Here is a 13347-nt window from a genome sequence, read left to right as displayed (position 1 = left end):
CCGGGCGATCGGTGGCCGTCAGGGCCGGTTGCGGGCCGCGCAACCGACCGCGTCGGAGATCGAGGCGAAGCCACCGTCCCGGGCGCGCCGGGCGAGTCCGGCATGGAGTTCGGCGAGCCACACCGGGCCGCCGTAGATGAAGCCGGTGTAGACCTGCAACAGGTCGGCGCCGGCGCAGATCCGCTCCCAGGCCTGGTCGACGGTCTCGATGCCGCCCACGCTGACGAGCGCGACACGTCCGCCGACGCGGTCATAGAGGCGACGCAGCACCGTCAGCGACCGAGCGGCGACCGGCGGCCCGGACAGGCCACCGGCACCGATCTCGTCGACCTCGTGCGACGCGGTGCGCAGACCCTCGCGGCCGATCGTGGTGTTGGTGGCGACGATCCCGGCCAGTCCGAGCTCGACGGCCAGGTCCGCCACGGCGTCGATGTCGTCGTCGACGAGGTCGGGGGCGATCTTCACCAGCACCGGGACGTCCACGGCGGCGAGTACCGCGGCCAGGATGGGCCGCAGGGAGTCGACGGCCTGCAGATCGCGCAGTCCCGGGGTGTTCGGCGAACTCACGTTGACCACGACGAAATCCGCGAGCGGTCCGAGCAGTTCCGCCGAACGCCGGTAGTCGTCGATGGCGTCCTCGACCGGGACGACCTTGGTCTTGCCGATGTTGGCTCCGATGGGGACCGACACCGGCCCCCGTCGTACCTCGGTCAGGTGCTGTGCGGCCACCTCGGCACCGGGATTGTTGAAGCCCATCCGATTGATCAGCGCACGGTCCGCGGGTAGCCGGAACAATCGCGGCGTCGGGTTCCCGGGCTGCCCCTGACCGGTGATCGTGCCGATCTCGGCGAACCCGAAGCCGAGCTGACCCCAGGTGTTCAACGCGCCGGCCGTCTTGTCGAACCCGGCCGCCAGACCGATCGGGGCGGGGAAGTCGACGCCGAACACCCGCGTCCGCAGGATCGGATCATGCCGGGCCAACAGCCTCGCGGTCAGGAACGCCAACGGCGAAAACCGCCCGACGACGCGCAGGACCGAGAACACGATGTGATGGATTCGCTCCGGATCGACGCGGAACATGATCGAGCGCAGCAGGGGATAGCACCACCGGTTGAGCACGGGAAGTACTCGGGTGGTGCTGCGGGACATCAGCATGCGCGGGCGCTCCGTGGGTCGTTGTCGGTCAATCCGGTGGACCGGTCGCCGGTCGGGTCGGCGGTGTCGGGCCCGCGTGAACCTCGCGGCGGCCGGCGCCGTTTGAGCAGCACCTTGCGGGTTCCGTCGGAGTAGAGCCGCACCCGGGACAGCTCCCAACCGCCGAACTCCGCCTCGAGGGCCAACCGCATCGAGGCGGTCACCCGGGTGACGTCAGGGGGAAGACGCAGCAGGATGCACTCGACATCCTCCGAGGTGACCTCCCACCCGTCGGGATAGCGCGAACCGAGGCGCGCAGCAGTACGCGCACTACGAGCGTGCGGACGCCGGTCAGGATTCATTCGGCCCGCCCGTCGTCGGGAACCACCTGGAGTCCGCCGTTCCGCGCCGAGAGCACGTAGACGGTGCCCGATCCGTCGACCACGATGCGGTCGGGCTGTACGACCGAAGCGAACCGCCGGACCTCGGTGGGTTCACCGTCTGCCAGGTCAAATGCCACCACCTCGTTGTCGCCGGTCGTCGAGACCCAGAGCAGGTCCCGGGTGTCGTCGTAGTCTACGGCGTACGGTCCGCCGGCCACCGGGTAGCGAAAGCGCATCACCAGCGGTGATCCGAAGAAGCCGAGGATCTCGCCGTCACGGGTGTTGGCGACCAGCACGCGTCCGAACTCGTCGACGGTCGAGTTGGTGGCCCCGTTGCCCGCACGCAGCGCCGGCCCCAGTTCACCGGATTCGGGGTCGACGGGGGTCACCGACGACTGCGCCCGATCCAGGACGACGACCTGGCCGTCGAGGCCTTCCGCAGACTCGGGCGCGGCCGTCACCGAGTCCACCCGTACGAAGCGATCGACGTCGTGCTTCTTCGCGAAATCGTTGTCGTACACGAGGACTCGTCCATCGGCCGTGCCGACGACGAGCAGCCCGGCCGTGGTCCGGGCGATCGCCGTCGGCTGGTCGGACTCGAGGTCGCCCGTGCGGACCCGTCCGTCGGCATCGACGACGACGAGCGCACCCGGGCCCGCGCCGACGAACCCGCCGTCGTCGCCGGCGGCCAGGGCGGTGAGGCCCGGGACCGCGATCGTCTGCGGCGGGGTCGTCAGCGCCCCGGCGTCGTATCGGAGGATCTGGTTGCCGTCGGCTGACAGGACGGCGACGCTGCCACCCGACGCGGCGAGCGCACGCGCCTCGGCCGGGGCGGGCGCGACGGTGCCCGCGGGAGCCGTCGTCGAATTCGCCGGCGCCTCCGGCGCGGTCGCGGGCACGACGGTCGGTACGTCGGGGGTGCCGTCGTCGGAGCCGCACGCGGTGATCATGCCCACACCGATGACCAGTGCCGCCGTGGCCGCGATCGGACCCCGTAGCCGCGACACGCCCGTGTGGGGCTGGTGACTTGGGCGTGAAGGTCGCGGGAAGAGCATGTCCCCATCTTGCGCGACCGCTTCCGCGCGCCGCTCAGGCGGGTCGGGGCCGTGTCGTCGTGTCGGGTCGGCTGCGGCGGTCCCAAGTAGCATCGGGCGCCGTGACCGACACCATGACGTGGACCCAGTCGATCGTCCTCGGGGCGTTGCAGGGCCTCACCGAGTTCCTGCCGATCTCGTCGTCCGGGCATCTCCGGATCGCCTCCGAACTGATGTTCGGCGAGGACGCCGGGGCCTCCTTCACCGCGGTCACGCAGCTCGGCACCGAGGCCGCGGTCCTCGTCTTCTTCGCCCGCGACATCGTCCGCATCATCACCGCGTGGTTCCGCGGGCTCCGTCATGCCGACGAGCGGAACGTCGACTACCGGATCGGCTGGTACGTGATCTTCGCGACCATCCCGATCGGCCTGATCGGTTTCCTGTTCAAGGACGAGATCCGCACCACCGGACGCAATCTGTGGCTCGTCGCCATCATGCTGATCGTGTTCGCCGGCGTGTTCTGGCTGGCCGAGCGCTACGGGCAGAAGCAGCGGAACCTCGAACAGCTCACCCTGCGGGACGGCCTCGTGATGGGTGGCGCCCAATGTCTGGCGCTGATCCCGGGCGTGTCGCGCTCCGGTGCGACCGCGAGTGCCGGCCTGTTCCTCGGACTCGAACGCGAAGCCGCCTTCCGCTTCTCGTTCCTGCTGGCCATCCCCGCGGTCACCGCATCCGGCCTGTTCAGCCTCCCGGACGCGTTCAACCCGAGCGGGGAGGGCATGGAGGCCAGCGGGCCCCAGCTGCTCGTCGCGACGCTGGTCGCGTTCGTCGTCGGTTATGCCGCGATCGCCTGGCTGCTCAAGTTCGTCAGCGCGCACTCCATGAACTGGTTCGGCGCCTATCGCATCGTGCTGGGCGTCACGCTGATCATCCTGTTGTCGACCGGCGTCGTCTCGGCGACCTGATGCCACGGCCGCGGCGCCGGGCGGTCGCGCCGTGCGGTCCCGCCGGGCCGGTGCCTATGGTTGTGGGATGACCGTGATCCTTCTCCGGCACGGCCGTTCGACGGCGAACACCTCAGGGGTGCTCGCCGGTCGCAGCGCCGGCGTCCACCTCGACGACCGCGGGCGCGCCCAGGCCGATGATCTGGTTCGTCGGCTCGGCGACCATCTCGGGTCCATCCGCGCGGTGGCGCGTTCGCCGCTCGATCGGTGCGCCGAGACCGTCCAGCCATTGCTGGCGGCGCTGGCCGGGGACGGGCAGGCGCCACCCGAGATCGTCGTCGACGATCTCGCCGAGGTCGACTACGGCGGGTGGACCGGGCGTCCGATCTCGGAATTGTTGACCGAACCGCTGTGGAAGGTCGTGCAGCGGCAGCCGTCGGCCGCGATCTTCCCCGACGGGGAGGGACTCGCCGATGTGCAGGCACGGGCCGTACGCGCCATCCGCGAACTGGACCGCGTCCACGGCGGCCCGGACGGTTCGGGGGTGTGGATCGCCTGCTCGCACGGTGACGTGATCAAGTCGATCATCGCCGACGCCATGGGCAGCCACCTCGACGCCTTCCAGCGCATCGTCGTCGAACCGGCGTCGATCAGCGTGATCCGCTACACGCCGTCGCGTCCGTATGTCCATACGGTGAATGCGACCGAGTTGCTGTCCATCCCGAAGCCCCCGCCGCCGGCGCAGGACGGGCAGCGACCGTCCGACGACGCGGTGGTGGGCGGCGACACGGGCGCGGATGTCGCGCCGTCCGCCAACGGTGCCGCGACGATCCCGGCGACATCGGGATAATGAACCAGACGACGAAGGAGGTGTGATGTCTCGAGCGATTCACGTGTTCCGGAGCCCGGACCGCTTCGTGGCGGGCACGATCGGGCAGCCCGGTGACCGCACGTTCTACCTCCAGGCGGTCCACGAGGCCCGCATCATCAGCGTGATGCTGGAGAAGCAGCAGGTCCAGATCCTCGCCGACCGGATCGGTGCCCTGCTCGACGAGATCCACCGACGCTTCGGCACGCCGATCCCGCCGGAGACCGACCGGGTCGGTGACCTGAGTCCGCTGGTGATGCCGGTCGACGCCGAGTTCCGGGTCGGCACCATGGGTCTCGGCTGGGACGCCGAATCCGAGGCGGTGGTGGTCGAGTTGCTCGCCATCACCGAGGGGGAGTTCGACGAGAGCGTGGTCCTCGACGACACCGACGAGGGCCCGGACGCGGTGCGGGTCTTCCTGACGACCGCGGCGGCCCGTGAGTTCGCCGCCCGTTCGTCGAGGGTGATATCCGCGGGACGACAGCCGTGCCCGCTGTGCAGCGAACCGCTCGATCCCGAAGGTCACCTGTGTATCCGGACCAACGGGTACAAACGGGCCGCGGAGTTGAGCAAATCCCTCGACTTCATCGACCCCGATGTCTTCAACAGCCTTGCCGCACAGAATGATCCGGGCCTGGCGGTTGATGACGACCCCTTCGGTCAGGCGGGGGACACCCCGCCGTCCGGTGACCCGGACGACCCCGACGAGCCCGGTGACGCCGGCTCTTCCGCACGTGACTGACGAGCCCGCGGTCGACCACGTCCTCCGCGACGGCGAACTCACCATCCTCGGCCGGATCCCCTCGGCCAGCAACGCGACGCTCGTGTGCGATGCGGTGCTCGACGACCGGACCTCGGTGCGCTGTGTGTACAAACCGGTGCGCGGTGAGGTGCCGCTGTGGGACTTCCCCGACGGCACGCTCGCCGGACGGGAAGTGGCGTCGTATCTGATCTCGGAGGCGCTGGGGTGGGACACGATCCCGACCACGGTGCACCGCGACGGGCCGCTCGGGCCCGGGATGGTGCAGCGCTGGGTCGATACACCCGACAACACCGATCACCCGATCCCGGAGACCGAACCGCGGGTCGACCTGGTCGACCTGTGCCCGGTGGGCGCGGTACCCACCGGCTACCTCGCGGTCCTGCAGGCCTACGACCCGTACGGCGACCCCGTCGTGCTGGTGCACGCCGACGACCCGCGGTTACAGCGCATGTCGGTGCTCGACGTCATCCTCAACAACGCCGACCGCAAGGGCGGTCACGTCCTGGAAGGTCTGGACGGCACCGTCTACGGGATCGACCACGGCATCTGCCTGCACGAGGAGGACAAGCTGCGCACGGTGCTGTGGGGCTGGGCGGGCGAACCGGTACCCGGGCACCTCGTCGCCGATGTCGCCGAACTCGCCGAACGCCTGGCGACCGACGGCTCGGCGCTGCGCGCACAGCTCGCCGAACACATCACGCCCGACGAGATCGAGTCGCTCGCGATCCGCGCGATCGTGGTCGCCGAGAGCGCGACCATGCCGCACCCGCCCGGTCACCGGCCCATCCCGTGGCCGCCGTTCTGAGCGAGTGCGCTCCGTCCCGGACGAGGCCGTGAAGGGCCTGCGCGCGGTGGGCAATACAGTGGACGCATGCAGACGTGGCCCGATCTCGAACTCCCCGCCGTACCGGGCAGTGGACCCGCCCTCCGTCTCTACGACACCGCCGACCGTGCGGTCCGTCCCGTCGCCCCCGGGGCCACCGCGACCATGTACGTGTGCGGCATCACCCCCTACGACGCGACCCACCTGGGGCACGCCGCCACCTATGTGACCTTCGACCAGGTCAACCGGATCCTGCGCGATCAGGGCCACGAGGTCCACTACGTGCAGAACGTCACCGACGTCGACGACCCGCTGTTCGAACGGGCGGACCGGGACGGCGTCGACTGGCGTGATCTCGGGGCGCGGGAGACGCAGCTGTTCCGCGACGACATGACCGCTCTGCGCGTCCTGCCCCCGCGCGATTACATCGGCGCGGTCGAGTCGGTCAACGAGGTCGTCGAGGTCGTCGGCAAGCTGCTGGCCTCCGGGGCCGCCTACACCGTCGACGACGCGCAGTTCCCGGACGTCTATTTCCGCGCCGATGCCACCGAACAGTTCGGCTACGAGTCGGGATACGACCGCGAGACCATGGAACGGTTCTTCGCCGAGCGCGGCGGCGATCCCGATCGTCCCGGTAAGCGCGATCCGCTCGACGCGCTGCTGTGGCGCGCCGAACGTCCGGGTGAGCCGTCGTGGGAGTCGCCGTTCGGTCCGGGCCGGCCGGGCTGGCACATCGAGTGTTCGGCGATCGCGCTGAACCGGCTCGGGATCGAGTTCGACATCCAGGGCGGCGGTAACGATCTCATCTATCCGCACCACGAGTACTCGGCGGCCCACGGGGAGGCCCTCACCGGCTCGCGGCGGTTCGCCCGGCACTACGTGCACACCGGGATGGTCGGGCTCGACGGCGAGAAGATGTCGAAGAGTCGTGGCAATCTCGTGTTCGTGTCGGTCCTGCGTCGCGAGGGCGTGGACCCCGCGGCCATCCGACTCGCACTGCTCGCCGACCACTACCGCGGTGACCGGATGTGGACGGACGCGGTCCTGGACACGGCCGTCGAACGCCTCGGTCGCTGGCGTGCGGCGCTCGGCGCCGGCGCCGGACCCGACGCCGAACCGGTCATCGCGCGGCTCCGCCAGCATCTCGCCGACGATCTCGACACCCCCAAAGCGCTTGCCGCAGTGGACGGTTGGTGCGCGGATGTGCGCAACGGAATCGGTTCGTCGACGACGGCGCCCGCCGAACTCGCGGCCGCGGTCGACGCGCTGCTGGGAATCCCGCTCGTCCCCGACGTCCGATAGGCGTTGTCCCCACGCCCGGATGTCCGCGCGCCGACGTCTGGGTAGAGTGCTGACGTGGCGCGCGTGCAAGAGATCCGACCCGAGACCGACGCCGGGGTGTACACCGTCGTCACCCGGACGTCGACCTACCTGCTGGATTTCACCGAGATGACGCTGCTCCGGGCCCCCGGGGTCGGCGGCACCGAGAACGAGGACTGGACGGTCAGCAGGCTCCGACGCGACTCCGAGGACATCCCGCTGCTCGGGGTGAAGTCCTGTCGCCTGGGGGAGTCCGCGCAATTCTGGGTGCGCGCCGCCGACGATCCCGACGTCCGCACGTGGCGGATCACCACCCCCGTGGTGTCCATCGAGAAGATCGGCTGACGACCCGGATTCCGGCCGGACGCCTGGTTCAGGGTCCGAACGGGCCCTGGCCGCGACGCTTGAGATACCGCTCGAACTCCGCGGCCAGCGCGTCGCCGTCGATCTTCGCCATGACCTCGTCGGTGTCGACCTCGGCGTCCCCGCGCTCTTCGAGCCCGCGCACGTAGTCGGCGATCTCCTCGTCGTCTTCCGTCATCTCGGTGACCGCGCGTTCCCATTCCTCCGCCTGCTCGGGGAGGGTGCCGAGCGGCACCTCGATGTCGAGGACCTCCTCGACCCGGGTCAGCAGCGCCACCGTGGCCTTCGGGTTCGGCGGCGTCGACACGTAGTGGGGGACGGCCGCCCAGAACGAGACGGCCGGCAGACCCGCCTGGACGAAGAGATCCTGGAGCACGCCGGTGATGCCGGTCGGTCCCTCGTAGCGACTCTCCGCGAGGTTGTACCGGGCCGCGGACTCGCTGCTGTAGGCCGCGCCGGTCACCGGCACCGGGCGGGTGTGCGGGGTGTCGGCGAGCAACGCGCCCAGCATCACCGTGGTCTCGACACCGAGCTCTTGCGCGAGGTCGACGATCTCGGCGCAGAACGCCCGCCACCGCATGTTGGGTTCGATGCCGCGGACCAGCACGATGTCGCGGTCGGCGCCCCGCGGGCTGCAGTACGAGATGGACGTCGTCGGCCAGTCGATCCGGCGCGTGACCCCGTCGATCTGATTCACGGTGGGGCGATTGACCTGGAAGTCGTAGTATTCATCGGAGTCGATGTCGGCGAGGGGTCGGGCGTCCCATTCGAGTGCCAGGTGCTCGACAGCGCTGCTGGCGGCGTCCCCGGCGTCGTTCCACCCCTCGAAGGCCGCGAGCAGAATGGGTCTGCGCAGCTGGGGAAGGTTCGACGTCTGCTCAGCGTTCACCGATCCAGCCTACGACCGAACACGCAGAGAGGGCGAACTACGCTGTCAACCATGTCCCCTGACTTCTCCGGAACCGATCCACGCGATTTCGACACGACATTTCTGTCGGCGATGTCGCGTCGGGTACTGATCGGCGACGGGGCGATGGGCACCATGCTGCAGGCCGCGGATCTGACGCTCGACGACTTCCGTGGCCTCGAGGGTTGCAACGAGATCCTCAACGACACCCGGCCCGACGTCCTCGAGGGCATCCACCGTGCGTACTTCGAGGCCGGCGCCGACGCCGTGGAGACCAACACCTTCGGGTGCAACCTCTCGAATCTGGGCGATTACGACATCGCGGACCGGATCCGGGAGCTGTCGTACAAGGGAACGACGATCGCGCGCGACGTCGCCGACGAGATGGGTCCCTCGGCCGACGGCACCGACCGTTTCGTCCTGGGTTCGATCGGGCCGGGCACCAAGCTGCCCAGCCTCGGCCACACCACGTATGCGGACATCCGCGACGCCTACCTGGAATGCGTCATCGGCATGCTCGAGGGCGGTGCCGACGCGATCCTGATCGAGACCTCGCAGGATCTGCTGCAGGTGAAATCGGCGGTGGTGGCCGCCCGCCGTGCGATGGAGCGGGTGGGCCGCAGGATCCCGATCATCTCCCACGTCACGGTCGAGACGACCGGCACGATGCTCCTCGGCTCGGAGATCGGTGCCGCGCTGACAGCGCTGGAGCCGCTCGGTATCGATCTGATCGGCCTGAACTGCGCCACCGGTCCCGCCGAGATGAGCGAGCACCTGCGGTACCTCTCCAAGCACGCGCGCATCCCGGTGTCGGTGATGCCCAATGCCGGTCTGCCGGTCCTCGGTGCCAACGGCGCCGAGTACCCGCTGACGCCCGAGGAACTCGCGCAGGCCATGTCGCAGTTCGTGGGCGAGTTCGGCCTGCAGTTCGTCGGCGGCTGTTGCGGCACGACACCCGAACACATCCGGCAGGTCGCGGACGCGGTGTCCGAGGTGACCCCGGCGACCCGGACCCCGGAACACGAGTCGGAGACGTCGTCGCTGTACTCCGCGGTGCCCTTCGACCAGGACGCCAGCTTCCTGGTGATCGGTGAGCGCACGAACACCAACGGCTCCAAGGCCTTCCGCGAGGCGATGATCGCCGAGGACTACCAGAAGTGCCTCGACATCGCGAAGGACCAGACCCGCGACGGCGCGCACATGCTCGACCTCAACGTCGACTACGTCGGTCGCGACGGTGCCGCCGACATGACGGCTCTCGCCACCCGGTTCGCCACCTCGTCGACGCTGCCGATCATGCTCGACTCCACCGAGCCGGAGGTCATCCGAGCCGGTCTGGAGTCGCTGGGCGGGCGCTGCGCGGTGAACTCGGTCAACTACGAGGACGGCGACGGACCGGATTCGCGGTTCACCAAGATCATGCAGCTCGTCGTCGAACACGGGGCGGCGGTCGTCGCGCTCACCATCGACGAGGAGGGGCAGGCGCGTACCGCGGACTGGAAGGTCCGGGTGGCCGAGCGGCTGATCGCCGACATCACCGGCAACTGGGGACTCGCCGAAGAAGACATCATCCTCGACACGCTGACCTTCCCGATCTCGACGGGTCAGGAAGAAGTCCGACGCGACGGCATCGAGACCATCGAGGCCATCCGCCGGCTGCACGAGGCCCACCCCGACGTGCACTTCACGCTGGGCATCTCGAACATCTCCTTCGGGCTCAATCCCGCTGCGCGACAGGTGCTCAACTCGGTCTTCCTGCACGAGTGCGTACAGGCCGGCCTCGACACCGCGATCGTGCACGCGTCGAAGATCCTGCCGATGGCCCGGATCCCGGAGGAGCACCGCGAGGTCGCCCTCGACCTCGTCTACGACCGTCGACGTGAGGGTTACGACCCGCTGCAGAAGCTCATGGAGCTGTTCGAGGGTGTCTCGGCCGCCTCGGCGCGTGAGTCGCGGGCCCAGGAACTGGCGAAGCTGCCGCTGTTCGAGCGCCTGGAGCGCCGGATCGTCGACGGTGAGCGCAACGGTCTGACCGACGACCTCGACGAGGCGATGACCCAGGTCCCGCCGCTGACGATCATCAACGACACGCTGCTGGCCGGGATGAAGACCGTCGGCGAACTCTTCGGTTCGGGCCAGATGCAGTTGCCGTTCGTGCTGCAGTCCGCCGAGGTGATGAAGACCGCGGTGGCGCATCTCGAGCCGCACATGGAGGCCACCGGCGAGGACGGCAAGGGACGCATCGTCCTCGCCACCGTCAAGGGCGACGTGCACGACATCGGCAAGAACCTCGTCGACATCATCCTGTCCAACAACGGCTACGAGGTCGTCAACATCGGCATCAAACAGCCGATCGCGACCATCCTCGACGTCGCCGCGGACAAGCGGGCGGACGTCATCGGGATGTCCGGGCTGCTGGTCAAGTCGACCGTGGTGATGAAGGAGAACCTCGAGGAGATCAACTCCCGTGGGCTCGCCGACGAGTACCCGGTGCTGCTGGGCGGCGCCGCACTCACCCGCTCCTACGTCGAGAACGATCTCTCCGAGACCTACGAGGGCGACGTGCACTATGCGCGCGACGCTTTCGAGGGTCTGCGCCTGATGGACGACATCATGGCGACCAAGCGTGGCGGGGGACCCGACCCGGACAGCGACGAGGCGAAGGCCGCGGCGGAGAAGGCCGCCGAACGCAAGGCCCGCCATGAGCGATCGAAGCGCATCGCGGCCAAGCGCAAGGCCGCCGAGGAACCCGTCGAGGTGCCGGCCCGCTCGGATGTGGCCGCCGACAACGAGATCCCGACCCCGCCGTTCTGGGGGTCGCGGATCGTCAAGGGCGTCCCGATCGCGGACTACATGCAGCTCCTCGACGAGCGCGCGCTGTTCCTGGGTCAGTGGGGTCTTCGGGGCGCCCGCGGTGGTGACGGGCCGTCGTATGAGGACCTCGTCGAGACCGAGGGCCGTCCGCGACTGCGGTACTGGATCGATCGCCTGTCGACCGAGAACATCCTGCAGCACGCCGCGGTGGTCTACGGGTACTACCCGGCGGTCAGCGACGGCGACACCGTCCACGTGCTCACCGAGCCGGAACCCGATGCGCCGGTGCGGTTCAGCTTCACGTTCCCGCGTCAGCAGCGGTCGCGGTTCCTGTGCATCGCGGACTTCATCCGGTCCCGCGCCGACGCGAAGGCGGCCGGCAAGGTCGACGTGCTGCCGTTCCAGCTCGTCACCATGGGACAGCCGATCGCCGACTTCGCCAACAAGCTGTTCGCCGACAACGCCTACCGCGACTACCTCGAGGTGCACGGCATCGGCGTGCAGCTGACCGAGGCGCTCGCCGAATACTGGCACCAGCGGGTGCGCAGCGAACTCGCGTTCGGCGACCGCACGATGGCCAGCGAGGACCCGGAGAACGCCCAGGGCTTCTTCGACCTCGAATACCGCGGCGCGCGTTTCTCGTTCGGTTACGGCGCCTGCCCCGACCTCGAGGACCGGGCGAAGATGATGGAGTTGCTCGAGCCAGGGCGCATCGGCGTCGAACTGTCCGAGGAGTTGCAGTTGCATCCCGAGCAGTCGACCGACGCGTTCGTGTTGCACCATCCGGAGGCGAAGTACTTCAACACCTGACGTACTTCGCCACCGGATCGAGGGACGGGGGACAGGCGATGACGGTTCTGGAGCGGTCCGAGGGGCCGGTGCGGATCATCGGGATCGACCGGCCGGATCGGCGCAACGCCGTCGACCGGGCGACGGCCGATGCGCTGGCGGATGCCTTCCGGCGGTTCGACGCCGACGACTCGGTGTCGGTCGCGGTGCTCTACGGCGAAGGCGGGACCTTTTGCGCCGGAGCCGATCTCAAGGCCATCTCGGACGGTGACCCGAATCGGGTGGCACCCGACGGTGACGGTCCGATGGGCCCGACGCGGATGACGTTGTCCAAGCCGGTCATCGCGGCGATCTCCGGGCACGCCGTGGCCGGCGGACTGGAGCTGGCGCTGTGGGCGGACCTGCATGTGGTCGACGACGACGCCGTCTTCGGGGTGTTCTGCCGGCGCTGGGGCGTCCCGCTGATCGACGGTGGGACCGTTCGACTTCCGCGCCTGATCGGTGAGAGCCGGGCCATGGATCTCGTGCTGACCGGCCGGGCGGTACCCGCCAGTGAGGCCCTGTCGATCGGGCTCGCCAATCGCGTCGTGCCGTCCGGGACCGCGCTACCGGCCGCGATCGCGCTGGCCGCCGAGATCGCCGCGTTCCCGCAGACGTGCATGCGCGAGGACCGGATGTCGGTCCTCGAACAGGACGGCCTGGACACGGACGCGGCCATCGCCAACGAACTCCGACACGGCATGGTCTCGCTCGCCACCGACACCCTGGCCGGCGCAAGCAGATTCGCCGGTGGGGCGGGTCGGCACGGGGAGGGCGTGGGCTGTTAGGCGAACCGACGAATGCGGAACGTCTCGACGCGCCAAGCTACTCACCAGCCCTGCTCCCGGATCCGAAAGAACGCCCTGCCCCTGCTCCCTGAGGAGCGCCCGGAGCTTGCGGAGGGCGACCAACCCCGCTCCCTGAGCCTGGATCCGTGGATGGGTGCGGGGTGTCGATGACAAGAAAATGCCCTCTGAGCTGGAATGATTGGTGGTGTTGAGACAACAAAACATTCCAGCTCAGAAGGCATTTTCAGTGAAAGTATCGCACACGTTCTCCGCCGAGTCCGCGGTCTTCGACGACGACAACCTGGTGTCGCACGCCGGGCTGGTACCGGTCATGGCGGTGGCTGAGTCGACCGGGTTGGCGTCCCTGCTGGGCGAACG

The 13347-nt window shown here is 69.0% G+C and carries 12 protein-coding genes; 8 read left to right on the top strand and 4 right to left on the bottom strand.

The window, feature by feature from the left end; genetic code table 11:
• Positions 1-18 precede the first annotated feature (18 nt).
• Genes ACFUEJ_RS19960 through ACFUEJ_RS19950 form a run of 3 tightly spaced genes read right to left on the bottom strand, consistent with a single transcriptional unit; the run spans position 19 to position 2524 of the window.
• Positions 19-1155, bottom strand: coding sequence for a quinone-dependent dihydroorotate dehydrogenase (locus ACFUEJ_RS19960; RefSeq protein WP_388031376.1), 1137 nt, complete (start codon positions 1153-1155; stop codon positions 19-21).
• Positions 1149-1496 carry a DUF5703 family protein gene (locus ACFUEJ_RS19955; protein WP_388031374.1) on the bottom strand — a complete coding sequence of 116 codons (348 nt, stop codon included), beginning with the start codon at positions 1494-1496 and terminating at the stop codon, positions 1149-1151. The genes ACFUEJ_RS19960 and ACFUEJ_RS19955 overlap by 7 nt, the downstream gene beginning before the upstream one ends.
• Entirely contained in the window at positions 1493-2524 is a 1032-nt protein-coding gene (locus ACFUEJ_RS19950; RefSeq protein WP_388031371.1) for a hypothetical protein, read from the bottom strand. Before ACFUEJ_RS19950 ends, ACFUEJ_RS19955 begins: the two co-directional genes overlap by 4 nt.
• A 149-nt stretch (positions 2525-2673) precedes the next feature.
• Between ACFUEJ_RS19950 and ACFUEJ_RS19945 the strand changes: the two genes are divergently transcribed.
• The 6 genes from ACFUEJ_RS19945 to ACFUEJ_RS19920 all read left to right on the top strand — a co-directional run bounded on the left by ACFUEJ_RS19945 (position 2674) and on the right by ACFUEJ_RS19920 (position 7614).
• A complete protein-coding gene (locus tag ACFUEJ_RS19945; protein WP_058250412.1) occupies positions 2674-3516 on the top strand; it encodes an undecaprenyl-diphosphate phosphatase in 843 nt (280 codons plus the stop codon).
• A gap of 67 nt (positions 3517-3583) precedes the next feature.
• The gene (locus ACFUEJ_RS19940; protein WP_065632196.1) at positions 3584-4345 is read left to right on the top strand and encodes an MSMEG_4193 family putative phosphomutase; all 762 of its coding nucleotides are present in this window, start codon (positions 3584-3586) and stop codon (positions 4343-4345) included.
• 25 nt (positions 4346-4370) lie between these two features.
• Positions 4371-5105 (top strand): DUF3090 domain-containing protein, encoded by a 735-nt coding sequence (locus tag ACFUEJ_RS19935; protein WP_065632197.1) that lies wholly within the window; start codon positions 4371-4373, stop codon positions 5103-5105.
• The gene (locus tag ACFUEJ_RS19930) at positions 5077-5931 is read left to right on the top strand and encodes an SCO1664 family protein (protein ID WP_137810575.1); all 855 of its coding nucleotides are present in this window, start codon (positions 5077-5079) and stop codon (positions 5929-5931) included. The genes ACFUEJ_RS19935 and ACFUEJ_RS19930 overlap by 29 nt, the downstream gene beginning before the upstream one ends.
• Before the next feature lie 66 nt (positions 5932-5997).
• Positions 5998-7251, top strand: a complete 1254-nt coding sequence (gene mshC, locus ACFUEJ_RS19925) for a cysteine--1-D-myo-inosityl 2-amino-2-deoxy-alpha-D-glucopyranoside ligase (RefSeq protein WP_388031368.1) — start codon at positions 5998-6000, stop codon at positions 7249-7251.
• 54 nt (positions 7252-7305) lie between these two features.
• Positions 7306-7614, top strand: a complete 309-nt coding sequence (locus ACFUEJ_RS19920; protein WP_058250417.1) for a hypothetical protein — start codon at positions 7306-7308, stop codon at positions 7612-7614.
• A gap of 28 nt (positions 7615-7642) precedes the next feature.
• Here ACFUEJ_RS19920 and ACFUEJ_RS19915 read toward each other — a convergent pair whose 3' ends face one another.
• On the bottom strand, positions 7643-8521 hold the full coding sequence (locus ACFUEJ_RS19915; RefSeq protein WP_058250418.1) for a PAC2 family protein: 879 nt from the start codon (positions 8519-8521) through the stop codon (positions 7643-7645).
• 51 nt (positions 8522-8572) lie between these two features.
• Here ACFUEJ_RS19915 and metH point away from each other — a divergent pair, with 51 nt between their 5' ends.
• Together metH and ACFUEJ_RS19905 are read left to right on the top strand one after the other, a co-directional pair.
• Positions 8573-12163, top strand: coding sequence for a methionine synthase (gene metH / locus ACFUEJ_RS19910; RefSeq protein WP_137810577.1), 3591 nt, complete (start codon positions 8573-8575; stop codon positions 12161-12163).
• A gap of 38 nt (positions 12164-12201) precedes the next feature.
• On the top strand, positions 12202-12969 hold the full coding sequence (locus ACFUEJ_RS19905; RefSeq protein ID WP_388031364.1) for a crotonase/enoyl-CoA hydratase family protein: 768 nt from the start codon (positions 12202-12204) through the stop codon (positions 12967-12969).
• Positions 12970-13347: the final 378 nt, after the last annotated feature.

Origin of the sequence: Gordonia sp. NPDC057258 (assembly GCF_042668985.1) — a bacterium.
Taxonomy (GTDB): Bacteria; Actinomycetota; Actinomycetes; order Mycobacteriales; family Mycobacteriaceae; genus Gordonia; species Gordonia hongkongensis.
This window is presented reverse-complemented; position numbering and strand designations above follow the sequence as displayed.